This is a genomic window from Flavobacterium sp. PL02 (genome assembly GCF_035013205.1).
Taxonomy (GTDB): Bacteria; Bacteroidota; Bacteroidia; order Flavobacteriales; family Flavobacteriaceae; genus Flavobacterium.
Window position 1 is genome coordinate 70,471 of record NZ_JAYGJP010000008.1, and the last position, 25,805, is coordinate 96,275.

Annotated in this window: 18 protein-coding genes and 3 tRNA genes; 9 read left to right on the plus strand and 12 right to left on the minus strand. The window is 32.4% G+C overall.

Annotation, left to right across the window (positions count from 1 at the left end; translation table 11 throughout):
• Positions 1-39: 39 nt before the first annotated feature.
• Complete coding sequence (locus tag SHI72_RS18830) at positions 40-1,113, minus strand: hypothetical protein (RefSeq protein WP_323491024.1); 1,074 nt, start codon at positions 1,111-1,113, stop codon at positions 40-42.
• A 101-nt stretch (positions 1,114-1,214) separates the two neighbouring features.
• On the opposite strand from SHI72_RS18830, the gene proS reads away from it, so the two are divergent.
• The 5 genes from proS (at position 1,215) to rpsT (ending at position 3,483) form a co-directional block, all read left to right on the plus strand.
• Positions 1,215-2,693, plus strand: coding sequence for a proline--tRNA ligase (gene proS, locus SHI72_RS18835; protein ID WP_039116082.1), 1,479 nt, complete (start codon positions 1,215-1,217; stop codon positions 2,691-2,693).
• Positions 2,694-2,769: 76 nt separating this feature from the next.
• A tRNA-Glu gene (locus SHI72_RS18840) sits at positions 2,770-2,841 on the plus strand.
• A gap of 47 nt (positions 2,842-2,888) precedes the next feature.
• Positions 2,889-2,960 (plus strand) — tRNA-Glu (locus tag SHI72_RS18845).
• A gap of 45 nt (positions 2,961-3,005) precedes the next feature.
• A tRNA-Glu gene (locus SHI72_RS18850) sits at positions 3,006-3,077 on the plus strand.
• Positions 3,078-3,231: 154 nt separating this feature from the next.
• Positions 3,232-3,483 (plus strand): 30S ribosomal protein S20, encoded by a 252-nt coding sequence (gene rpsT / locus SHI72_RS18855; RefSeq protein WP_035622425.1) that lies wholly within the window; start codon positions 3,232-3,234, stop codon positions 3,481-3,483.
• 105 nt (positions 3,484-3,588) lie between these two features.
• Here the strand turns inward: rpsT and SHI72_RS18860 are convergent, their stop codons facing one another.
• Both SHI72_RS18860 and SHI72_RS18865 read right to left on the minus strand, forming a co-directional pair.
• A complete protein-coding gene (locus SHI72_RS18860) occupies positions 3,589-4,005 on the minus strand; it encodes a response regulator (protein ID WP_323491026.1) in 417 nt (138 codons plus the stop codon).
• Position 4,006: 1 nt separating this feature from the next.
• Positions 4,007-5,719 carry a PAS domain-containing protein gene (locus SHI72_RS18865; protein ID WP_323491027.1) on the minus strand — a complete coding sequence of 571 codons (1,713 nt, stop codon included), beginning with the start codon at positions 5,717-5,719 and terminating at the stop codon, positions 4,007-4,009.
• A 172-nt stretch (positions 5,720-5,891) separates the two neighbouring features.
• Between SHI72_RS18865 and typA the strand changes: the two genes are divergently transcribed.
• The gene (gene typA / locus SHI72_RS18870; RefSeq protein ID WP_039116078.1) at positions 5,892-7,688 is read left to right on the plus strand and encodes a translational GTPase TypA; all 1,797 of its coding nucleotides are present in this window, start codon (positions 5,892-5,894) and stop codon (positions 7,686-7,688) included.
• A gap of 162 nt (positions 7,689-7,850) precedes the next feature.
• Here the strand turns inward: typA and SHI72_RS18875 are convergent, their stop codons facing one another.
• Genes SHI72_RS18875 through SHI72_RS18885 form a run of 3 tightly spaced genes read right to left on the minus strand, consistent with a single transcriptional unit; the run spans position 7,851 to position 12,091 of the window.
• Complete coding sequence (locus tag SHI72_RS18875; RefSeq protein WP_323491028.1) at positions 7,851-10,313, minus strand: choice-of-anchor L domain-containing protein; 2,463 nt, start codon at positions 10,311-10,313, stop codon at positions 7,851-7,853.
• A gap of 26 nt (positions 10,314-10,339) precedes the next feature.
• Complete coding sequence (locus SHI72_RS18880) at positions 10,340-11,176, minus strand: ABC transporter permease (protein ID WP_039116074.1); 837 nt, start codon at positions 11,174-11,176, stop codon at positions 10,340-10,342.
• Positions 11,177-11,179: 3 nt separating this feature from the next.
• Complete coding sequence (locus SHI72_RS18885; RefSeq protein WP_039116072.1) at positions 11,180-12,091, minus strand: ABC transporter ATP-binding protein; 912 nt, start codon at positions 12,089-12,091, stop codon at positions 11,180-11,182.
• Positions 12,092-12,189: 98 nt separating this feature from the next.
• On the opposite strand from SHI72_RS18885, the gene SHI72_RS18890 reads away from it, so the two are divergent.
• The gene (locus SHI72_RS18890) at positions 12,190-13,242 is read left to right on the plus strand and encodes a hypothetical protein (protein WP_039116070.1); all 1,053 of its coding nucleotides are present in this window, start codon (positions 12,190-12,192) and stop codon (positions 13,240-13,242) included.
• A 20-nt stretch (positions 13,243-13,262) separates the two neighbouring features.
• On the plus strand, positions 13,263-14,123 hold the full coding sequence (locus SHI72_RS18895) for a hypothetical protein (RefSeq protein WP_323491029.1): 861 nt from the start codon (positions 13,263-13,265) through the stop codon (positions 14,121-14,123).
• On the opposite strand, the gene SHI72_RS18900 is transcribed toward SHI72_RS18895, so the two are convergent.
• Positions 14,124-17,858 (minus strand): metallophosphoesterase, encoded by a 3,735-nt coding sequence (locus SHI72_RS18900; RefSeq protein ID WP_323491030.1) that lies wholly within the window; start codon positions 17,856-17,858, stop codon positions 14,124-14,126.
• 25 nt (positions 17,859-17,883) lie between these two features.
• Here SHI72_RS18900 and SHI72_RS18905 point away from each other — a divergent pair, with 25 nt between their 5' ends.
• Positions 17,884-19,065 carry a Pycsar system effector family protein gene (locus tag SHI72_RS18905; RefSeq protein WP_323491031.1) on the plus strand — a complete coding sequence of 394 codons (1,182 nt, stop codon included), beginning with the start codon at positions 17,884-17,886 and terminating at the stop codon, positions 19,063-19,065.
• Between the two features lie 206 nt (positions 19,066-19,271).
• Here SHI72_RS18905 and SHI72_RS18910 read toward each other — a convergent pair whose 3' ends face one another.
• From SHI72_RS18910 to SHI72_RS18930, 5 genes are all read right to left on the minus strand, one after another.
• On the minus strand, positions 19,272-21,635 hold the full coding sequence (locus SHI72_RS18910) for a GAF domain-containing protein (protein ID WP_323491032.1): 2,364 nt from the start codon (positions 21,633-21,635) through the stop codon (positions 19,272-19,274).
• Positions 21,636-21,780: 145 nt separating this feature from the next.
• Positions 21,781-22,839, minus strand: coding sequence for a nucleoid-associated protein (locus SHI72_RS18915; protein WP_039116062.1), 1,059 nt, complete (start codon positions 22,837-22,839; stop codon positions 21,781-21,783).
• Positions 22,840-22,883: 44 nt separating this feature from the next.
• On the minus strand, positions 22,884-23,243 hold the full coding sequence (locus tag SHI72_RS18920; RefSeq protein ID WP_264287636.1) for a four helix bundle protein: 360 nt from the start codon (positions 23,241-23,243) through the stop codon (positions 22,884-22,886).
• Between the two features lie 120 nt (positions 23,244-23,363).
• Positions 23,364-23,903 carry an IS1096 element passenger TnpR family protein gene (locus SHI72_RS18925; protein ID WP_039116059.1) on the minus strand — a complete coding sequence of 180 codons (540 nt, stop codon included), beginning with the start codon at positions 23,901-23,903 and terminating at the stop codon, positions 23,364-23,366.
• A 272-nt stretch (positions 23,904-24,175) separates the two neighbouring features.
• Positions 24,176-25,756 carry an MDR family MFS transporter gene (locus SHI72_RS18930; RefSeq protein WP_323491033.1) on the minus strand — a complete coding sequence of 527 codons (1,581 nt, stop codon included), beginning with the start codon at positions 25,754-25,756 and terminating at the stop codon, positions 24,176-24,178.
• Positions 25,757-25,805: the final 49 nt, after the last annotated feature.

The window sequence follows — 25,805 nt, forward strand, 5'->3', positions numbered from 1 at the left end:
AGATAAATAGGTTTTAATTCGTTTTAAAGAAGATGTAAATTATCTTCTTCCGCCGCCAGAAGATCTTCCGCCGCCTCCGCCACCACCGCCAGACATTCTTCCTCCGCCGCCTGATGAGCTAGGGCTGTATGATCTGGATGGAGAGCTAGAAGGGGTATAGGTTCTGGTTGGAGTAGATGAACCAGGATTATAGCTTCTGGTTGGAGTGCTACCGTTGTTATCTCTTCGTGTTGGAGTATATGTACTGTTTTGTGAACCCGAAGATTGATCTCTTCTAGTGTAATTAGAATTACCGTTGGTATTTCTTGTTGTATTATAAGAGTCGTTTCTTCTGTAATCTGTATAATTTGAGTTGGTATTTCCTCTTCTGTTAGTGTTGTAGTTAGAGTTCTGAGAATCACTTCTTCTGTAGTCGGTATAGTTGCTATTTCCTCTTCTGTTGGTAAAGTTTGTAGTTCGGGAATTAGTATAGTCGCTACTTCCTCTTCTGTTTACAGAGTAGTTAGAGTTTCTAGAATAACTTCTATTGTTGTAATAGCTATTATTACGGCCTGCGCTATTATTGTAGTAAGAACCTCTGGGGCCATAGTTATAAGAGTAGTCGTTGTATCGGTAACCATAATAAGGTCTGTATCCATAATAAGGATAGTATGATGGGTAGCCCCATCCGCCACCATAATATGGATAACCCCATCCGTAACCGTAACCAAAGCCACCATAATAAGGGTAACCAAAACCAAAAGATAATCCCCAAGTATTAGGGTATATGTTTACAGATACGTCTTGAACATTACTTCCCCAACCTGCATAACTAATGCTTGAGTTTGCTATGCTGTCATCAGATTCGTTATAAGAACCATAATTATCAACATTTGTAAAGATTTCTGTAGGTTCGTCATTGTTTTGTAGGGAGCTAAAATAATCTTTGTATTGATTATTGGTGCTGCTAGTAGTAACTCTTTCTGTGTAATTATTAGATGATGTTCTATATATGCCATCGTTGTCATAATAAGAACTATTTTGATAAGAACCACACGAAGTTACTAGAAAACACAATAAGGCTGTAATGGAAAAAAGAGCCGTGTTTTTTTGGAAAAAAATATTAGTTTTCATATCTGTGGAATTTTTTATTGTTGGACAATACAAAAATAGTTAGTTTTGTGGAACTATTTAGTTAAAATAAGTTAAACAAAATTTGTGCCAAACTATTCAATATGAGTAAGAACCTTACTACAAGATCAGAAGATTATTCAAAATGGTATAACGAGCTGGTTGTAAAAGCGGATTTAGCCGAGAATTCAGGAGTTAGAGGATGTATGGTTATTAAGCCGTACGGATATGCTATTTGGGAAAAAATGCAGGCTGAGTTAGATCGAAAATTTAAAGAAACAGGACATCAAAATGCCTACTTTCCGTTATTTGTTCCAAAAAGCATGTTTGAAGCTGAGGAGAAAAATGCAGAAGGATTTGCAAAAGAATGTGCTATTGTTACTCATTATAGATTAAAGAATGATCCCGATAAGCCAGGAAAGCTTATGGTTGATCCTAATGCGAAACTAGAAGAAGAGTTAATTGTTCGTCCTACAAGTGAGGCTATTATATGGTCTACCTATAAAGGATGGGTACAGTCATATCGTGATTTACCTTTATTAATTAATCAATGGGCGAATGTGGTTCGTTGGGAAATGAGAACTCGATTGTTTTTAAGAACAGCCGAATTCTTGTGGCAGGAAGGTCATACAGCCCACGCTACGAAAAGTGAAGCTGTTGAAGAGTCAGAGAAAATGATGAATGTATATGCTGATTTTGCTGAAAATTTTATGGCGATTCCAGTTGTAAAAGGAATAAAAACAGAAACGGAACGATTTGCAGGTGCTGAAGAAACTTATTGTATTGAAGCGTTAATGCAAGATGGTAAAGCATTGCAAGCAGGAACTTCTCATTTCTTAGGACAAAACTTTGCAAAAGCATTTGATGTGAAGTTTGCAAATGCCGAAGGGAAGCAGGAATATGTGTGGGGAACTTCTTGGGGAGTTTCTACGAGATTAATGGGGGCTTTAGTAATGACGCACTCAGATGATAAAGGATTGGTTTTGCCTCCAAATTTAGCACCTATACAAGTAGTGATTGTTCCTATTCATAAAACAGATGAGCAGCTAGGTGAAATTACTGTTGTGGTAAATGAATTGGTTTCTCAGTTAAGAAAGCTGAATATAGCTGTGAAGTATGATGATAGAACTACACAAAAGCCAGGATTCAAGTTTAATGAATATGAATTAAAAGGAGTGCCGATTCGAATTGCGGTTGGTCCTAAAGATTTAGAAAATGGAACTTTTGAAATTGCAAGAAGAGATACGTTAACTAAAGAAACAGTTTCGAAAGATGGAATTGTGACTTATGTGAACGATTTATTGAGTCAAATTCAAGTTGATTTGTATAATAAAGCATTAGATTATCGAAATACTCATATTACAGAGGTAAATAATTTTGATGAGTTTAAAGATGTTTTAGAGAATAAAGGTGGCTTTGTATCAGCTCATTGGGATGGTACTGCAGCTACAGAAGAGAAGATTAAAGATTTAACGAAAGCAACAATTAGATGTATTCCTTTGGATGGAGTAGAAGAGGCGGGAACCTGTGTGTTTACTGGTAATTCTTCTTCAAGAAGAGTGCTTTTTGCTAAGGCGTATTAATTTTTTTAATTTTTTTTGCTTCAGCTATTGTGCATCTAAAAAACAGTTGTATCTTTGCAACCGCAATACAGAAGCAGGCCCGTTCGTCTATCGGTTAGGACGCATGGTTTTCATCCATGTAAGAGCGGTTCGATTCCGCTACGGGCTACTACTTTTTTTGCAGGTTAAAAGTTATTTGAATATTGAAAATACAATGGCCCGTTCGTCTATCGGTTAGGACGCATGGTTTTCATCCATGTAAGAGCGGTTCGATTCCGCTACGGGCTACAATTTCAACTTTTGAATAATTTATTAAAAACTTAGAAGAATACTGGTCCGTTCGTCTAGGGGTTAGGACTTCAGGATTTCGTCCTGGTAACAGGGGTTCGATTCCCTTACGGACTACTAAATTAGTTGTAAATAAGTTTTGTAAAATAGAAGCTGGTGTCTCGGTTTTTGTTTTATTAGTTAAAGCTAAAGTGATTGTTTTGCAATTGTGGGAGGCTTTTCTTTTTTAACTAGTATTTATAATAATTATTACATCTAAAATTAAAAAAAAATGGCAAATCATAAGTCAGCGTTAAAAAGAATCAGAAGTAACGAAAAAAGAAGAGTCCTTAACAGATATCAACATAAAACTACTCGTAATGCTATTAAAGCATTAAGAATAGCTACTGATAAGCAAGATGCTACTTCAAAATTATCAACTGTAATTTCTATGATTGATAAATTAGCGAAAAAGAATATCATTCATGATAACAAAGCGTCTAATTTAAAATCTAAATTAACGAAACATGTAGCTAAATTGTAATCATACAATTTGCTTAAAATATATTAAAAAGCTCTCTTTTGGAGAGCTTTTTTTATGCTCTAAAAAAAAACTCCTTAGTAATTTAATTATTAAGGAGTTTTTCGTTTAAATACCCATTTTGTCTTTTATGTATTCAAGCATTTGTAGGGTGATTGGTTTTGATAGGAAGTGGAGTATCATGGGGTATTTTTTTGCTTTTTCCAGGTCATCTGGATCTATGGTAGAGGATAGTATGATTATGTTGATGGTGTTGAAATCTGAGTAGTTAGCTGTGGAGAAATGGTCTAGAAATTCCCAGCCTCCCATTACGGGCATATTTAAATCCAAGAAGATAAGTCTTGGTTTTTTGCTGTTAAGATCGTTGGGTTTGGTGTTGTACTTAAGGGTGTTGAAGTATAATAAAGCCTCTTCTCCGTTTTGTGCGGTTATTATTTCATTAGAAAATGCAGCTTTGGTGATTACTTTTTTGCATAGCATTAGTGCTATGGGGTCGTCGTCTATGCATAAAATTTGATCAAACATTTTATTTATTTTTGAATATTAGAGTAAATGAAGTTCCTTTATTGACTTCGCTATCTATGCTAATTGTGCCTCCCATTGTTTCGACTTGAGATTTTACAAGGTACAAGCCAAGTCCTTTACTGTCGGGATAGTTGTGGAATCTTTGGTAAAGTCCGAAAACTTTATCTCTGTTTCTTTCAAGGTCAATTCCAATTCCGTTGTCTTTAAATACTAAACTTATACTGTCGTTAATTTGATTGGCCGAAATGGTAATTTTTAATTTACGGTCTTCAGATCTGTATTTGATAGAATTGGTTAATAGGTTTAGTAGTATGCTTTCTATGTATGCTTTGTTTATGTTTAATACGGTTACTTTTTCAAACTTTAGTTTTATGATTGGTTTGTATAATTCAATTTGAAAGTTTAGCTGATTGAAAACATTTTCGAAAACTTCATTTAGTAAAACTTCTTCTTTTTGTATCGATGGATTGTCTTTGATTATGATAACTTTTACTAAATCGTTGATTGTTTCGTTTAGTAAATGAGTCGATTTGTTAAAGCCGTTTAAGATTTCTTTTAATTCTTCGTTTTCAATTGGAATATCTTCGATAAGGTTTAGTAGTCCAGTTAGATTTGATAAAGGGGATCTAAGGTTGTGTGAGGTTATATATGAGAATTGTTTTAAGTCTTTATTGTTCTGAGTTAGTTCTCGAATAAGGTGTTCTTTTTCTTTTTCAAGTTTTTTCTCTTCAGTTATGTCTCTTTGTATTGAGATCCAGTGCGAAACTATATTTTCGGCATTAAAAATAGGTATCATGGAGTAACGAACCCAGTATTCTTGTTTGCTTTTGGTATAGCTAATGGTTTCTATTAAGCATTCTTCTTTGTTTTTTATTGCTTTTATTAATTTTTGAAGCTCGCTTGAGTCGGAATTAGGGCCTTTAAAGATATTAGGAGATTTGCCTACTACTTCTTCGGATTGGTATCCTGACATTCTGGTAAAAGATGGGTTTACATATACGATTCGTGGGATTTTACCGTCATGAGAATCTGCTTCGGTAATTAGTATAGAATCTCGGGATTGAGTAATTACTGTTTCTAGTAATTTTAGTCGTTGTTCTTCTTCTTTTTGCTTTGTGATATCCTGTATAGCTCCAATCATCCTAATGGCTCTTCCGTTTTCGTCTTTTAAGAGAAAACTTCGGTGAAGAACATATTTGTAAGTAGAATCGGCACATCTAAAACGATATTGGTCTTGCCATTTTTCGGTTTTTTGTTCTATAAATGAATATAGTTTTACTGACATTCTGATACTGTCTTCTGGGTGAATTTTGTCAAACCACCATCTGGAATTGTCTCCAACTTCTTCGGGTTTGTACCCAAACACATTTTCGATTCCTTTGTTCCAGGTGATGTTGTCTTCTTGAATTTTCCAGTCCCAAATAGTGTCGCTGGTTGCTTTTGCAACTATATTATATTTCTCATTTGATTCTTTGATTTCATCATTCGATTTCTTTAGTTTTTCGAACACTGTAATGTTTCTGGCGTCGTTTTTTGATAGGATAAACCTGTAAAGTAAACCTGTTAAAATGATGAAAACTAGGTCTTTTATGAAGCTGAAGTAGTAGTATTGCGTGTTTGAAATATTGTTAAGCAGGTATTTATGGCAAATGATTGCCAGAAATAGAGAAATGACAAAGTAAATTAATGTAATTTGATTGGTTTTGTTTTTCATTACTCAAATATAATTAATAATTACCAAATTATTAAACATCAATTATAAGATATTTAAAAGCCTTGATTTAAAACTATTTTTTGGGTGTAATCAGTTAAGAATATGTAAACTATTGTCTAAATAGTTTTTATATTAAAAAAAAGTGTACCTTTGCACCCATTAAAAATCTCAGATGGAATCTATTAGAAATATTGCAATTATTGCCCACGTCGATCACGGTAAAACCACTTTGGTTGATAAAATTATGTATCACTGTCAGTTATTTCGTGACAACGAAAACACAGGTGATTTAATTCTTGATAATAATGATTTAGAGCGTGAGAGAGGTATTACTATTACTTCTAAAAACGTATCAGTTCAATATAAAGGAACAAAAATCAATATTATTGATACTCCTGGTCACGCCGATTTTGGTGGTGAAGTAGAACGTGTACTAAACATGGCCGATGGTGTATGTTTGCTAGTAGATGCTTTTGAAGGACCAATGCCACAAACTCGTTTTGTATTACAAAAGGCAATTGATTTAGGATTGAAGCCTTGTGTGGTTATCAATAAAGTTGATAAAGAAAACTGTACTCCAGAAGAAGTACATGAAAAAGTTTTTGACTTAATGTTTGAATTAGGAGCTACTGAAGAGCAATTGGATTTCCCAACTGTTTATGGTTCTGCTAAAAACAACTGGATGTCTGACGATTGGAAAAACCAAACTGAAAACATTGAGCCTTTATTGGACATGGTAATCAAAAATGTACCTGCACCTAAAGTTTCTGAAGGAACTCCACAAATGTTGATTACATCTTTAGATTTCTCTGCATTTACAGGTCGTATCGCTATTGGTCGTCTTGAAAGAGGAGTTTTAAAAGAAGGTATGGCAGTTTCTTTGGTAAAAAGAGATGGTAAAGTTATAAAATCAAGAATTAAAGAATTACACACTTTTGAAGGACTTGGTCGTAAAAAAGTAGAAGAAGTTATTGCAGGTGATATCTGTGCGATTATTGGAGTTGAAGGTTTTGAGATTGGTGATACTATCGCTGATATTGAAAATCCAGAAGCTTTACAAACAATTGCTATTGATGAGCCTACAATGAGTATGTTGTTTACAATTAATGACTCTCCTTTCTTTGGTAAAGAGGGTAAATTTGTAACTTCTCGTCATATTAGAGAAAGATTGACAAAAGAATTAGAGAAAAACTTAGCTATGAAGTTAGGTGAAACTGATTCTGCTGATAAATTCATGGTATTTGGTCGTGGAGTACTTCACTTATCTGTTCTTATTGAAACAATGAGAAGAGAAGGTTACGAATTACAAATCGGTCAACCACAAGTTATCATCAAAGAAATTGATGGTAAAAAATGTGAGCCAATTGAGGAGTTAACAATCGATTTACCAGAAAATCTTTCAGGTAGAGCAGTTGAGTTCGTAACACTTCGTAAAGGTGAAATGTTGAGTATGGAGACTAAGGGCGAGCGTATGATTATTAAATTCAATATTCCATCTCGTGGAATTATTGGTTTAAGAAATCAATTACTTACAGCTACTGCTGGTGAAGCTATTATGTCTCACCGTTTTATTGGATATGAGCCTTACAAAGGAGAAATTGCTGGACGTAACAAAGGTTCATTGATTTCTATGGAAAAAGGAAAAGCTATTCCTTATTCTATCGATAAATTACAAGATCGTGGTAAGTTTTTTGTTGAACCAAATGCTGAAATTTACGAAGGTCAGGTAATTGGAGAAAACTCTCGTGCTGATGATATGTGTGTGAACGTAACTAAAGAGAAAAAACAATCTAACGTTCGTTCATCTGGAAATGATGAAAAAGCAAGAATCATCCCTCCAATTATTTTCTCATTAGAGGAAGCTTTAGAGTACATTCAAAAAGATGAATATGTAGAGGTAACTCCAAAATCTATTCGTTTGAGAAAAATCTATTTGACTGAAACTGATAGAAAAAGATTTAAAATCTAAAAGATTTAAATTTCAATATAGAAATCCCAAATTCCAATTAAGGAGTTTGGGATTTTTTATTGATTAAAAAATTTTTGGAATTTAGAATTTAATATTTGAAATTCTTTGCATTGTCAGGTATAGGAATTTGGATTTTTTTGATTGAAATCTCCTTTCTTTTTTTTACCTCTTTAAACTAAAGTGTCCCTTAACTTCTTTTCCATCTACAAATTTCAATGTAAACCAATAATCATCTGATGGTAGTTGGCGACCTCCGTAAGTTCCATCCCATCCCATGCTAAGGGTATTCATTTGTTTTAATAATTTACCATAACGATCAAAAATAGAAATAGTATAGTCAGGTAAATGTTCTAGATACTTAACTCTCCAGGTATCATTATATCCATCTCCGTTAGGAGTGAAGAATCTTGGGTAGTCAAGAACGTAAAAAGGAGCAGACATTGTTGTTCCGCAGCCATTTTTATCTCTTGCAAAGGCATTGTAAATCCCCGCAGGAGTACCTTTGAATAAAGGCTCAGCTTGATAGTTTTCTCCGTCTAATGAGAATTCATAATTTCCTATTCCTGTATATTCTATTAAAACTGAATTTTCATTTGCAGAAAAATCTTTGACTTGTGTTCCTGTAATTACTGCTACATCAGAAGCTATGACTTTAAACTTCTTCGTTTTCAAACATCCATTTACATCTGATACTGTTACAGAGTAATTACCTGGGGTGTTTACCGGAATAGATGCGGAGGTAGATATTGTGCCTGATGGACCATTCCATTGATAAGTTTCAAATCCATTTGCTACTGATAAATAGATTGTAGCGTTTTTACATAAATACTCAGTTTCATCACCAAAATTAGGAGGATTGAATACATGTATTATCAATTCTATTGGAGTTACAGCATAACAATCAGGACCATTAAGGATGCGAGCATATATTGTTTGACCAAAAGGGATTGTGTTTTTAAAACTATTAGGTAGAGGATTTGTCTCTGTAATAGCATTGTCATTACTTAAATAATAGTTCACTAATAATCCGGAAGGTAGTCCATTTAAAAGTTGTGGAGTAACCTGTGTGTTTAAGTTAAATTGATATATTCCATCAGTATCTTCATCACACTCGGCAACAGGAGTTGGTGGAAGTACAATGTTACCAGCAATTTGTAATGAAAGTTCTGCATATTTAGTACAGCCATATTTGTTTTCTACTCTAGCATAAAGAATTTGTTGATGTTGTAGTCCGTTAAGAGGTAATGCATCAATATGTTGTGTGTTGGTGTAATTTGTAGGATTGAGAATTGGATTTAATTTAGCCTCAGCATCAGATAATGATTCATAATATACAACAGTTACCTTAGGGTCATTGTTCTTTATTAGTGCATCAGCTTTGGTTAAATTAAAAGTTGTGTACCCATCTGTATCTATGTCGCACTGAATTAACGTACTATTAGTTACTACAATTTCTGGCGCAAATTCAATTCTTATTTCGCCATCCACCTTACAATCTGTGGGAGTCATTTCTACAATAATTTTGTATGTTCCAGTTTCTGTAACATCAAGTTTACGCTTCTTACCACCTTCAGATTCAGGGATTTTCACGCCGTCTATAGACCATTGGTATTGATAAAGATCGTCACTTTCTGGTACTGTACTTAGTTGTGGGTCTAGTGTTATTGTTTCTCCATAACATGCAGGATTGTCTGTACTTGACTCTCGGTTCATGCCTAAATTAATTTTGGAAGTAAAACTTCCAGCCTGAAGGAAAATTGCCGAATCGTAATACGGATTGCGATCATCAGCAACTACTAATTTTATATGATATGTTTTTCCAGGAATTACATCGGTTTCAGATTTCATTACTTTAGTTTGTCCAGCATAATTTATTGCGCTAGACAACATAGCCAGTGGTGTACCTGTGTTTAATTTTTCAAAGTATTTTTCGTTTTCAGCAGGACATGTTGAATAATCGGTATTTGGGATTACTATTAAAGGTAGTTCGACATCTAGATGAACATTCGTGGAGGAAACTGGAGTATTTGTGCCTGGTATTACAGCTAAATTTTTATAAGAATCAGTGCTTCCGCTTTCTTTTATGAGAAAAGCAAAACCATCGGAGAACCTACATGGGAAATCTGCTTGATATTCATTTGATGCAAAAATATAATTAAAGCTTATAAAATTGGTTAATGGAACAAAATCAAATTCCAAAACGGTAGCATTGAAAGTTTCATCTTTTACTAAATTTAATGCTGTCTCTAAATCTCTATCTCCTTTCCATGCATAACTTGTGGTTCCGCCGCCTCCGCCATTATCAACAATAAACGGGCCAATAGCTTTTGTGCTAGTCCCAGTACTAAGTACAACCCCTTCTTTAAAGGGGAAGTTACTTGTACCTGCAGTAAAATAGGCATAACTTTGTCTTTGTGTTTTTGTGCCATCTGAGTTTAAAGTATAAGTAAAAGTGTCTCCAGATGCTATAGGATCTAATGTTGTTGCACAGTCATTTTTGACTAATATATTCTGTATTAATTCTTGAGCTGTCTTTGTATCATCGACAGTTATGTATTGTGCATTGGCTTTTATTCCAAAGCAAAATATAAATAAACTCGCTATTATTAATTTTTTTGATTCCATGATTTGCTAAAAATATAGCAAATATACTACAAATCTCGACTCTTTAGTAGTTTATAAGAGAAGAAAACAAATAGTAACGTCCAGATTAGAACAATTATAACCGAAATATAGTCTACACTATAGTTTTTTGTGTTTTCAACACCTATCTGTTCTCCAATGCTTTTTATAACTGATAATCGGGAAAATGGCTCAATAATTAAATTAGACATGGCTTCTAGAGGAAGTAATCTAATTAAATAATCAGCAATTTTGCTTCCAGGAAAGAGTATAAAAGCAAACACAGTTTTTAAAATACCTTCTAGAATACTCCAAACTAACAGAAATCCTAAAGCGAATGCTGAACGTTTTACTAATATGCCTAAAAATAAACAGAAAGAAAAGAAGCCTGTTAGTTTTACAAAAAAGGCCAAAAGATATTCCATTCCTGAAAATATGATTCCAATTTCAGTATAAGAAGAAAAGCATAATCCAAGTATTAAGCTCATTATAAATACAAAAACGGTTGAGCAAAAAGCAAATAAAACTACTGTTAGAAATTTTGATAAAATAAATTCTTTCTTGCTTAATCCATCGATAAGATTTTGTTTTAAAGTCCCGTAACTATACTCATTGGCCATCATAGATACGATTACAATTGCTAAGAAAAACTTTAACCAAGCTGCAATGTAAGTGTTGAAATGCCAAATAAAAGGAAAATTAAAAATTCCCATTTCGGCTAAATGAAATTTAAAAACACCTAAATCAAATTTTATTGAGGCAATTAATGCGATAAATGAAAGAAGGATAAAATAGGCTAATGTTAATATACGACTGGCTTTATTTTTCCAAATTTTTTGTAGTTCTATAGAGAGAAGTCTGTTCATGGTTTAATTATTTTTTGCAGAAGCGTTATTGGTTAGTTCTAGGAATTGTTCTTCTAAACTATTTTTACGTTTTACTAAATGACTTAGAGTAATGTTTTGTGAAAATAAAAATTTATTTAAGTCAGTTGCGCTTAAATCATTTTTTAAGTAAACTAAAACTTTTCCTTCTTCTTTAGCAACACGGTCTACTGCAGGGTGAGTTTCGATTACAGTAATTAATTTTTCAGTATCGTCTGATTGAACCTCAAAGAAGCCTTCATTTGCTGACATTCCGCCAACAGGACCAGAATATAAAATTTCGCCTTTTCTTAAAACAACAACATGAGAACATACTTTTTCGACCTCATCTAATAAGTGGGAAGCAAGTAAAATTGTTGTGCCTTGTGAAGCTATTTTTTTGATAATATCACGAATCTGATGAATTCCCTGCGGATCTAAACCGTTAGTAGGTTCATCCAGAATTAATATCTCAGGGTCATTTAATAAAGCCGATGCAATAGCCAGACGTTGTTTCATTCCTAACGAAAAAGTACTGAACTTGCTGTTTTTCCTTTCGTTTAAACCTACCAACTCTAATTTTTCGTTTATCTTAGAATAATCGATACTCTTAATTTTACAAACCAATTTCAGGTTTTCTTCGGCAGTCATGTATGGATAAAAATTAGGTCTTTCGATAATAGCTCCTACTTTTTTTAATGCTTCATGAGTTTGCACTTGTCCACCAAACCAACTGTATTGACCAGAAGTTTTGTTTACAACATTTAAAACAATTCCTAAAGTGGTAGATTTTCCGCTTCCGTTAGGACCTAGAATTCCATAAACGCGGCCTTTTTGAATCTCAAAAGAAATATCTTTAAGGGCCTGAATACGCCCATATCTTTTATGAAGGTTCTGTATTGTGAGTATTGTTTCCAAAATTATTTGAGGTTTTAGTTTTTAGTAAGACGTGTGAGTTTAGTTTTTGTTACTGTTCAATTTTTATTTAATGTAAATTTGTATCAAATATATTCAAAATGAGTGAGCCTTTAATGTTTTTTAAAAAACCATCTTATCCATTAACAAATTCGCTTTTGGATTATTTAGAGCGTTATGAACGAATCTCAAAAGTTTCAGTTTTTTATGATGACTTATTGCGGTTTTCCGGATCTATAACGGTGTATGATAAAAATGATAAAGATACTTTGTGGATTCGGGTTTATTATAATGAGTTTGAAAGAAATGAAATAGATTTAAATCTAAAAAAAATCTACTCTCTTTTGCATTCCGATGGTAATACTGATATTATTCAGTTCTTAAATGTAGATGCGATAGATTACTGTACGTTTGGAAATTCGAAGCCTTTCAGGATTAAAGTGCGAAATATTTTAAATGATAATTATGTGCATTTTTATATAAAAAAGGCTGATGCTTCTCGAATCTATGGTCTTGAATTAGAAGAAATATTATCCCCGGATAAAATAAATTTTTTGGTTTATAAAGACACTTTAATCGAGGAACATATAATTGGTATTCCTGGAGATATTTTTATGAGCACATTGCTTAAAAATTGTACGGAAACCGAAAAATCTCAAATCGCCAAAGAGTTTGTGAAGTTTAATGAGCGTTGTATGATTAGGCTTTTGGGAGATATGCGGGCATATAATTATGTAATTGTCCCAATTCATGATTTTGACCAAGTTGTATATAAAATTCGCCCAATCGATTTTGATCAGCAATGTTACGAAGGGAATTTTAAAGTTTATCGTCCTCAGTTTTTCAAGGAGAATTACCCAATGATTTTGTTAGTCAAAGATAAATTGGAAGAGCGTTCAATTGTTCAGTATAAAGATGAAGAGCGGGCTATTTTGGCCAAGCGTATTCACTCGGCAGATAACAGAATCAAAAAATTATTGCATATTATGTGTGAAGATAATATTTCGCCTGAAGCAAATTTGAATCAACTAAAAATGGAATTGTATCGTTATACTAATGATTTGAATTTTAAAAATGCAAAATCAATGGGGCATATTATGTCGGCTGCATTTGGTTTTATTACTAGGAATTTTAAAAACACTAATTTAATCTAGAATCTTAAATTACTTATTATATGAAAAATTATATCTCAATTATTGTTGCATTTATTTTGTTGGCTTGTCAGCAAGATTCTACCGTATTAAAAACATTATATTCTTTGCCTAAAAAATTAAAAGAAGTTTCAGGAATAATTTATTCTCCTGAAAATAGTACACTTTGGACATTAGAAGATAGTGGTAATGCTAATGAAATTTATGGATTAAACGCTCAAGGCGAAATAGCAAAAACGGTAACTATTACAAATGCAACAAATGTAGATTGGGAAGATATTACCAAAGATAAAGCAGGGAATTTATACATTGGCGATTTTGGAAACAACGATAACATTCGTAAAGATTTATGTATTTATAAAATCGATAAATCGACTTTAGGAAAAGAAAATGCTGTTTCTAGTTATAAAATATCATTTGCGTATCCTGAACAAAAAGATTTTCCTCCTAAGAAATCCGAAATGTTTTACGATGTCGAAGGTTTTTTCGAATTTAATAATAACTTCTATCTATTTACTAAAAACCGAAGCAAGAATTTTGACGGAACTGCTTCTATTTATAAAATACCAAATGCGGCTGGAAAGCAAAAAGCGACTTTGATGGGCAAGTTTAAAACATGTAGTAATTACAATCATTGTGCAATTACTAGTGCTGCAATTAGTCCAGATGCTAAAAAAGTAGTTATCTTATGTCATGATAAAATAGTACTTTTTCAAGGCTTTCAAGGAGATAATTTCCTTAAAGGAACGCAAACAGAAATTGATTTAGATCATTTTTCTCAAAAAGAAGCTGTTGCCTTTAAGGATAATAAAACGTTATTAATAGCCGATGAAAAAACAAAAAAAATAGGAGGGAAGGTATATGAGTATAGTTTTAAAAAATAATTAAAACCCAAACCCTATACCAAACGCAATTCTAGCTCTTTCGTCTACACTTTTAAAATAAGTAAGTCTAGCAGTGATCACATCCAATCCGTTGAGCCATAAACCGCCCCCAAAGGATTGGTGCCACTTGTTAGAATCTTCTCCTGTAACCCAAACACGACCATAGTCAAATCCGCCAAGAATCCCGTAAGACATAGGTAAAATGCTTTTTCTTATTTTGCCTAAATTCCAACGGATATCGCTACTTTGATAAAAAGATTGGTTTCCTAAAAAACGTTGGTTTCTGTAACCTCTTAAATCGTAATCTCCGCCCAAAGTTGCTCCTTGATAAAAGTCGAAATTATTATTAAAGAGAATTTTTGATTTAATAATAGTTGCAAAAACAAACTTTCCATTAGAATCAATTTTATGATTAAAGTTGATTTTACTTTCTAATGTTGGGAAATTTTGTTTGCTATCATCCAGATTCATTTTCCAGCTTCCGGCTACCGAAAATCCAAATCCCATAGATGGGAATGACACTAGGTCGTAATTCTCAAAACTATATTTTACTGTTGCACCAGCAAATTGTTGACTTTGGAAAACATCAGGACTAGCAGCTCCTGGAACATTTATAAATCTTCCAGAGGTTTCTTCGATTCGGATTTTTTCAAAAGTTGTGGCAAAGTTTATTTCACTACCATATTTACCAACTTTTTTAATAGATGGAGTTACTTTTAGAGCTCGCATACGAACACGGTTATAATCCATACCTAAATCATCATCGTTATTAACGGTTTCATTACCATAACCAAAATAGTTAATCGTAAAATTAGGACTGGTTAAAATCGATTGGATGTCAAAATCCCATTTGCCTAAAACTTTAGGAAAATGCCCATCATAAATAAGTTCGTACCCATTGGTTGCAAAAAAGTAGTTGGCCTTTAATATGTGTTTTTGAGTATATGGATTTTGCTTGAATCTGTTTACAGTATAGTTTGCAATAATACCCAGTTTTACCCCGTCATCTGGATTATAACCACCAAAAGGCAAACCAGAGAAAGCATTGTATTTTACTTTTTGATAGTCATAAAGATTTGTATCATAATCATCTGTAAGTACTGTTTTTGTTTTAGAATCTAAATCGTATGTATTGTTTTTTGATTTAAAATCATAAATTTTCACCCTTTTTCCGTTAGTTACAGCATAGGTATCATTATTTTGTCCGCCGATTAAACGAATATTTATTCGAGAATTATAATCTCCTTTTACTTCAAAAACATCGTCATCATCTAATCCGTAAATCCAAAGGTTTTTAGTTTTTCCTGCAGTGAAATTTTTGGTATAAAGAAATTCTTCTCCTGTTTTCTTGATGCGATATACATCTACATCGAGTTTGTTTTTTGCTTTATGCGTGATTATAAATTTATCTTTTTTATCGGTTCCAACTATTAAAACAGTCTTTTCTAAAACCTTATAATATTCAGTTGCATATTTTTGAAGTTCTTTTTTTCGTAGTTTTAATTTGCGTTTAATGTCAGTAATAGTTCCATCTTGTACTTCTTTTGGTAAATTATTAAAAGCTGCATCAATATCGGCATCGCTAAGATTTTCCTGAATGTATTTGGCTTGATCAATCCAGTCTTTTTCATGAGCCGTTTTAAGGAAAGCAATATCCTGTGGATAAGGTTCACGATTAAACCATTTTACATTTTTAATATCATCTTTAAACGTTTGCATATGGCGTAATGCTGGCATATGCATTAAAAGCGAAAGTAATGCTCCATCATATTTTGTAAAAGCCTGATCTCTATCTCTGGGAATTGGTTTGTAAACTACTTTATCACCTTCATGATATTCTCCCCAACGCCATTGATCATTATGTCTGTCCCAATCGCCAATAAGCATATCAAATAATCTTGCTTTTATGTATTCTTTTTCGTCGATGGTATATTTTTCATCCTTATGAAGATTTTTCATTACATCATCGGTACTGATGATATCCAGTGGATTACCAAAGGTTTTTTGAGTTATCTGACTACTAGATGGGCGTTCTTCGACCATGTATAATTCATCTCCAAAATTATAATTATACCCTTTAAGTGTTTCTTGCTTAGGGATGTAATATAATTCGGGATTTGTATGAGAAACACCTATTTTATCTGCCAGATTACCTACTGCAAATGGAGTATATGGGTGAGAAGTGGTATAAAAGTCGAATAGAAAGTTCTCGGCATAGGTTTTATCAAATTGATTTTCGACAAATTGATCCTTAAATGCTACGGCTTGTATAAAACGGGAAGCACTTTTTTTCAGAGCACGCATTACATACTCTTTACCGTCTTTATCTACAATTCGTAAGGATTTAGATTGATGTCCTCCGCCTTCGCGTTTTGGTTTTATACCTCCAAAAAGAGTATCTAAAGAAACTGTTTTAGCATCAATTGGCATGCTGTAATATTTTCTGTAATGTTTCCCAAATAAGAATTTATGAAATATACTTTTTTTAGTCATTTCAGGCGAGTAAATAGAAGCTTTGGTAATTGCATTAAACTTACTTGGCAGATTCTCATGGTAAACAGTATCTTTTACTGTTATAATATTCTGATCAAACAAGAGCTTTTCTTTGTTGTTCTCGTTACCGAAAAAAGCAAGTCTTGTATCTCCATTTTTGTAAAGAGACAATGTAGCATAACCATTTCCGCCGTATGAAAAATCATTAGGGAATACAGCTTTTGCAGCTTCAGATTTTGAACCTGCACCACTTATAATTTGCTTAATACTACTATTGTTAATGTATTGTAGGTTATGGTCATGACCAGAAATTACAATAACATTATCTTGACTTTGTAAAAGCGTTTTTACTCTTTTTATAAACTGTGTATAAGTTTTATTTTGGATGTCTTGCGGACTTACTCCAGATGTTTTTCGGATTAAGTTTATTACTGAACCAATTACTGGTAGCGGAATTTTTTGTTCTAAAGGGAATAATTGTTTTTCTAAAGAAAATTGACCTCCATGCGTACCATTACTCATTAAAGGGTGATGAACTGCTATAAGAACAGTTTTGTCTTGATTTTTGTTTAAGATACTTTCCAGTTCATCAAAAAAGGCCTCACGAGTTTTAATGTCGCAATTGTCATTGATAGTTGGGTTATCATCCCAATCTTCCAGAAACCACTGGCTGTCTATAACAATTAAAGTAGTTTTTTTATTGATTTTTAATTCTTCGATAGCACAAGTTTTTTGTGGCAAGAATGCTTTTTTATCGTTTAGGTAGGTAGTCACAAATTTTGATTGACGTTCCATTCCTTTAATTCCGCTATACCAATCGTGATTACCAGAAATAAAAATTGTTTTTCCTTTGTAACCTTTAGTTAATTCTAGCTGGTTTGTTAGTTTTTTTTCAGCAAGAGCTTTTGCTTCAGGATTGTCAGTATTAGGAAAACCTTTAGGATAAATATTATCGCCCAAAAATAAAAGGGTTGAGTTTGTATTTGAATTTTGAAGTCTTTTATGCAAAAGCTCAAGCGTTTGTTGCGCTTGTTCTTCGTCAGCATTTCCTGCATCTCCAACTAAATATAAAGTATGGGCAATTTTTGAAGTATCTAATGCGTTTTGTGAAATAGGATTTTTGACATCTTTACCTAATTGGGCGCGATGTGTTGCACAAGATTGAATTAAAAATAAACCTAAAATTCCAATTAAATAAGCGTTAATCTTATTTATAAAATGATTATCCGAAAACAATTTCATAATTTAGTAGTATAAAAATATGTTTATGACCCTATTAGAGCAGTCCGAAGATTTTGTTTATAACTTACTCAAAGATAAACTTTCTATTTTATATTCATACCATAATTTTAACCACACAACGAATGTTGTAAATGCTGTTAAAGAGCTGTGTGCCAATGAAAATGTAGGGGTAGATGATAAAGAGGTGCTTTTGGTTGCGGCTTGGTTTCATGATACGGGGTATATTAAAGGTAATAACAATCATGAAAAAGAGAGTGTAAGAATAGTAACCGATTTTTTAAGTGATAAAAATAAATCTCCTGAGTTTATCAAAAATGTTTCAGATTTAATAGCAGCAACTGCAAAATGTTATGAACCTAATACGCATTTAGAAAAAATTATAAAAGATGCTGATTACGTTCATATTACAACCAGCGAGTATGTTAGCAGTTGTGAATGTTTAAGAATGGAGTGGCAAAATACTGAAAACAAAGTGTTTTCGGATGAAGAATGGGCAATCGTAAATTTGGACTTTTTAGAAAATAAACATCATTTTTATACTGATTATGCCAAAGAAAAATGGCAACCTTTGAAAGAAAAAAATTTAAAAAAGATTCATAAAAAAATGGATAAGCAAGAATCGAAAATTAGCGAAGAGTTAGGAGAAGTAACTAAAAAGAAGAAAAATAAATTAGAAAAACCTGATAGAGGAATTGATACTCTTTTTAGAGTAACACTTGGTAATCATACCCGATTAAGTGGTATTGCCGATAGCAAAGCCAATATTCTTTTGTCTGTAAATGCTATTATTATTTCGATAGCACTTTCTACAATTATTCCCAAATTAGATAGCCCTAAGAATGCACATTTAGTAATTCCCACTTTTATAATGTTGATATCGAGTGTTATTACTATAATTTTTGCCATACTCTCTACAAGGCCAAAAGTTACAACTGGAGTTTTTACGCGTGAAGATATCGAAGCAAAAAAAATCAATTTATTGTTCTTTGGGAATTTTTATAAAATGCCTTTGCACGAGTACGAGTGGGCAATGAACGAAATGATGAAAGACAAAGATTATCTATACGGTACAATGATCAAAGATTTATACTATCTAGGAGTTGTACTCGAAAGAAAATACCGCTTGCTAAGAGTTGCATACAATCTTTTTATGATTGGTATTATCATTACAGTCTTAGCATTCGTTATTGCTTTTAGAACGCTTTAGGTTTATTGGTCTCATATATAGTTTAAGACTATGTGCTTTAGTGCATTTCGCTTTAGCTTCTAAAAAAATATTTTAGCCACAAATTACACAAATTTTCACAAATTAATTAGCGCTAATTTGTGTAATTTGTGGTTAATAAATAGGTACTGTAGCCTTGCAGACTTTGAGTCTGCCAACCAAATCTTGGACTTTTAGTCAATAGTGGTTTATTTTAATTCATCTAATAAATCTTGATATGTGATTTTTAGAACAGCTGGTACGTTGTTTACCACTTTTACCCGAATGGCTCTTAGACCAGATACACCTTGTAAATCTTCTACCTCAAATTGTTCTATTTGAGGTTCTAGAATTTTCTTGAATTGTAGGTATTTAATGTATTTTAAATACTCTGCTTCTTCACTATTATGAGAATATACAATTGTTATTTTTTCTTTTTCGGTAATACGCTCTTTACTATCCTTGATGTGTGCTTTGTCTATACGTTTCTTTACAACTTCGTATCGTGCATTATAAGTTCCGTCTACATCAAAACGTTTTTCGTCCATTCTAAAACGGATAGAAATAGGGGAACTAAAGACCAAAATTAACGAGGTAACATCAAGGTCATACGGTAATGAAGTTTTAAGCTGATGATGCTCTAGTTCCATTTCGCATAATGTTTGTAACTGCCACAATCTTAAATTATGCAAGTACATGACATCAAATGGTTTTGTAGGTGCAATAGAAGCTCCTATGTATAAATTGTGCTCTACGCCATCCGTTTTGAAACGTTCGTAATAATGCGGATATATTTGTTGTGCTTCAATTTGTTTTTTGTCAAGAATGGCAGCAAGCTTTTTATTGATAATAGACATTGCATTATCAAATTTCTTTCTTTCCTGATAAAATAAACCCGTTTTTTCGTCTAGACTTTCAAAGTATTTTTGTTCAAGTTTTTCTGCTTTAGAATTGCTTTTGGTATTTTTTAAAATCGGATGTATTTCGTCTTCAATATATCGCTGAATGTGTTGTTCAGAATCTGCTTTTAATGGCGAATCAAGTTCTTCCAGAAGGGAATGTAATTCGAACTTGCGTTGCTCCAGAAGAATTAGATTTGAATTTTCTTTTTGATTTTCAAAGATTTCCAGTAACATTTCTAATTGATTTTTTAAATCGCATTTTACCGTTTCATTTCGGTGTTCCGATGAACCTTTAATATCAATTTGTCCGTATAAAGGAAAAACTTCTTTAAAAACAATTTCTTTAAAAATATAATCTTTTGTCTGATTGCTGTTTTGGAAATATTTTTCGGATTCTTTTCTAAATTTCCAATAAACACTCGGGTGGATAGTAGTATATTCTCTCTGAATAACAGCTTCTATCTGGTGTTGCATATCGATATTGTATCTTTCAATAGTATCGACTAAATAGGGGATTACCAAGTTTAGTTTGTTTGCATTTATTGTATTAAGCACTCTTGGGTCGGATGAAACCAATTCGACAACGCCCAATAAATGACCGTCTTTTATAATTGGTGCGAAAACACAACTGTTTATGTTTTGTTTTAGTAAATGTTCGCCAAGTTTTTTATTTTCTGATTCCTCAATAAATTTTTTGACATTAGAAATTACAAGAGGTTCTTTTTTACTTAATAGATTTTCAAATGAACATCCAAAAAAAGCATTTTTACAATCTATTTCCTGATCTTTTGAAAGTAAAAAACTTTGCAGTTTATTTTCAAATTTCATCGGTCTAATAAATTTTTCTTCTTCAGGATTATAAATGATGAAACCTACTTTTAAATTAGGAACCTTAAAGATTGATTTGAAAATGCTTGTTATGATTTCGTCGGTTGCAACAGTTTTTGCATCTGATTTTAATAAATTACTTTTAAAATTAGAAATAGCATTCTCTGTAGTAGCATCAAATAAAACAATAATACCAAAACCTTTTAGTGTCCAGCTCCCAACAGGAAATTTCTCTTTCCACAAAGCAATATCATCGTAATTATCAATCAATAGATCGATGTCTTCTTGTGTTAGTTTTGGAGCATTATCAGAAGGAATGATTTCCATGAAATCAGCATTATACAAAATACGATAATGATTTATGATTCCGTTAGCATCTGGAATATCATAAAAGAAAGGTTTATTAAAGTCTATATTTTGTTTGTAGTAAACTCCCAAAATTAGGCAACAATTAGTTATATAAAATTCCTGTTCATCAAAGTCACGTATGGTTACGTCAAAATTTGTACCTGCGTCTTTTAGTATCTTTTTGAATCTTTCGGTATAATTGAATGTGAAGTTCTGAAATGGAACCGTAACAGCTTTAATTTCATTATTGGTTAATGCTGTTGGGAATAAATCGGCTAATAAATGACTGATTAAAGTTTCATTCTTTTTAATCACTGAGAAATCTTCAATTCCTGTTCTAAATTCTGGAAAGTTCTCTACTTCTTTCAAAAGCGCCTTGGCATAATTAGAACGATAATCGATATCTGATTGTGCAATTTGCTCTAAAACTTCAATAATTTTATGAAATGAGATTAGAGTCTTAAAAGGGCTTTCGTTGAATAAATGATATTTCATAGGAGTATTATTTATTAGTATACAAAATTACTAATAAACAGAATCTAAGCCCTTTGTTTTTGCCTTTATTTTTATAAAAAAAGCCTCAACTATAGCAGTTGAGGCTTTGATTTTGAGTAAGTGTGAAATTGAATAAGAATTAATATTAACTCTTCTCTTCTTTGTTGAAATAAACTAAGTAATAATACATTTGTTTTTCTTCATCCCAACCTTTTTCAACAAATTTTTCGGCACTTTCAGGATTAATAAAATCCATCTTAATTTGTATATGTGTGTCTAAGTTGATAACGTTTTTGATTGATTTTCTTGCATCAGAAACTGCAGAGTTGGCAATAGGGAAGGTTGTAATATCTTCGATACTGTATTTCTCTCCTTTATCAACTTTGTAGTTTTTAAATTCAGGAATTAAATCTGGATTGTCTAATACTTCGTTTAGGAAATTTTGCTCTTCAAACTGATCGTTCTTTGCGAAATAATTCACAGAACGGTTCATAAACATTACTTCTTCTTTTTTATCTTCTGCTGGCAATACTACATCTTTTGCAAAGCTCTGACAGAATTTTAAGTATTTCTTGGTGATGAAGTTTTCATCTTCAAAGGCATCTACAGATAAAAAGTGCTCTAACCAGTAACGTGCGTCATAACGGTTGCTATCTACAGTTAGGATTTTATACCCTTCGTCTTTTTTATAATTAAAAATCAAACACCCTTTGTCTAATTTGTTAAGGTTGATACCTTGTTGTAAAATCATTTCAAGGTTGCTGTCTTTTTCTTCAAATTGTAAAAAGTCTGCTTGTAATTCGCTTTTAAAAATTCCAATTGCATCAACAACATTATTATCTATACTTAAATTGGTTAAATACGTTACATAAACCTCACCGTTTTTAATGTGCGGGTGGTTTGATTGCTCGTATAAATGTGTCGTAATTCTTTTTGAAACTTCCTGTAAATTCCCTGGATTGTCAAAAATCTCAGTAGCATATTTAAACATGTCGTTATAATCCAAATCGACTTCGTGTGCAAACTGATAATAGTTTTCTTCTTTCTCTCTAAAAGGCTTGAAAAAGTATTCTTTTATCAGAGGAACGATTTCGTCATTTAAATTAAATGGCTGGTCTGATAAAAAAATAGCTTCGTTTCTGCTCTTGTTTCCTACGCGGTGAATCGCAAGCGTGTCGATGTGGGTGTTGAAAAGGTTTATCATATGTCTTAAGGTACAAAGGTTCTGAGTAGCAAAGGTTCAAAGGTTTAGTTTCGTTGTTTTATTTTTCGAATAAAAGCACTTAACATTCGTTCTATTTCTCTACTGTCTCCGTTTATTTTATTAAATTGAATTTCGTTTATGTATTTTAGATTGAAAGAAATTTCAAGCTGAGTTTGCATTTCGAATAATGATGAAATAGAGATATTTAAAAAACGTAAATAATCATTATTTCCGTCTCTACCGTATCCTTCAGCTATATTACTCGGTATTGATATTGAACTTCTACGAATTTGTGAAGTTAGGCTATATATTTCTTCTTTGGGAAATGAATTTGTGAGTTGATAGATTTCGGTAACTAAAGTCATTGATTTTTGCCAAATCAAAAGGTCTCTAAAAGTATTCATGTGTTTTATATTTAAAAAAGTAAATATAAAGCAAGAATATTCTTATTTTATTTTAAATCGTAAGATTTTAAAAAACCTTTGAACCTTTGCTACTCAGAACCTATGAACCTCTAAAAAAATTTAATTCCAATTCTCTTCAAATCCATAATCTTCGAAACTATCGTCTCCTTCGAACATGTCTAAATCGTCTTCGTCTAAATCATCTTCAAATTCGCCATAGATATCATCATGCATATCTGCTTCGAAGTTTTTTTCTCCTGAATCATCTGGCATTTCACCATGAGAGAAAAGTGTTTCTGGATAAAGATTACCAGCAACTTGGTCTTCTACTGCAGCTAGTTCAACCAAAAATGTCCACATATGGATAAAATCGTAGACATATATAATCTTAGTGTTTTCTTTATCTAGTATATCTGATAAAGTATAATCACTCATTGTTTTTTGTTCGCCAGGAACATCTCCGGTATCAAAAAGTGGAATTTCATCTTCTTGATTCCAAGTTTCATCGCAGGTATAAAATGAAGCTACTTCCATTCCGTCAAAACCAAAAGAATTGAAGATGGCGTTGTGTAAATCTTCTAAAGTATCTTCTTCAAGAATTGCTATATCTCTAAAAATATCTTCTTCTGCATCTAGAATTACTCTAAATTTATAAACCATAACTTAACTATTTTTTTGTTTTTATTGCTGCTAAAAAGCAAGTGCAAATATACTCTATAAATATTATTTCGCAATGAAATAAATCTTTATTGTGTTTGGTAATACCGCATAATTATTCGTAAGAAAGTTTTATATTATGTGGTTCGTATTTAATAATAAAGATAGTTTTTTATCTTAAATAATGTACGTGAAAATAAAAAGCCGTTGCAAAAAAACTTTCGCAACGGCTTTAAATATATATACTTAAGATTGTTTATTTCAGATCTGCTTTATTAATGCATTGCATCGGCAGGGTTGATTTTATTTTTTCCTTTTTTAATCAAAAGGATAATAGGAATACAGCATAAAAACATAATACCTAAGTACATAAATATATCCATGTATGCTAAAACGGTACTTTGTTTCATTACCGAATAATCGATTACCTGATAGGCTTTATTTAAAGCTTCATTACTACTAAATCCTTTAGACATAAATCCTTTTTGTAGCAAGGCAACTCTTTGTTGTACTTCAAATTTAGTTGTGTCTAAATGAGATACTAAATCTACACGATGTTTCTGACTGAATCTCGTAATAAAGGTGGTGATAATCGCAATACCAAATGATCCTCCTAATTGTCGCATCATTCCTGTAAATGCAGCTCCCTCACCAATATGTTTTCCTTGTAAGGTCGAAAGTGATAATGTAGTTATAGGTACAAAAAGTAATCCTAAACCAATACCTCTTAAAATTAATGGCCAGTATAAATGTTCAACTCCTGTATCGGGAGTCATATTATTATACATCATAAAGGTGAAGAAAAAGAAAATCAAGAATCCAACTCCTACCATATATCCTTGCGGAACTCCTCTCTGAATTAATTTACCAATAATAGGCATCATAAAAGCGGTTGTAATCGACCCCGGAATAAGTAATAATCCGGCATCGGTCGCTGTCCATCCTAAGACAGATTGTGTATAAATCGGGATAATCAATGTTGATCCATAAAGTCCAAACCCAAGAATGAAACACATTATGGTACCAATACGGAGATTTCCATCTTTAAGTACACTCAAATTTACAATTGGATGTTTATAGGTGAGTTCTCGCCATATAAATAATATTAATCCAAAAACAGTTACAACACTTAATGTTACAATCAATGAATCATTAAACCAATCGTCTTGTTGTCCGTGTTCCAGAACAAATTGTAAAGAACCAATAAAGGACGCCAAGAATATTATTCCCCACCAATCGACTTGATTGGCTTTTAGTTTCTCGCCATATTTTGGACTTCTTACGAAGGAAATTGCCAAAATTGTAGCAATAATTCCTAATGGAATATTGATATAAAAAATATACGGCCAAGAATAATTATCTACTAAATATCCTCCTAAAGGTGGGCCTAAAGTTGGACCTACAATAACTCCCATTCCGTAAATTGCCTGAGCCATTCCTCGTTTGGCAATAGGATAACTCTCAGTTATAATGGTTTGCGCAGTAACTAATAATGCTCCACCACCAAGCCCCTGAATAAATCGGAATGCAATAAGTTCCCAAATATTGGAGGCATTACCACATAAAAAAGAAGATAAGGTGAAAATTATAATCGACGTTACAAAATAATTTCGTCTTCCAAATTGTTGTGACAACCAACTCGTCATTGGTATTACAATAACATTTGCAATAGCATAAGCTGTAATAACCCATGCAACGTCTGTTAATGTAGCACCGAGACTTCCTCTCATGTCGGTTAAAGCTACGTTTACGATAGTTGTATCTACGATTTCCAGCAAAGCACAAAGTACTGCGGTTATCGTAATTAAAACTCGTCTGTAGCCATATTCTACTAAATCATCTTCTACTTTTACCATTTTGTTGTATTAGAATACTTTTCTAAAATGAATGTATAATCCTTTCCAG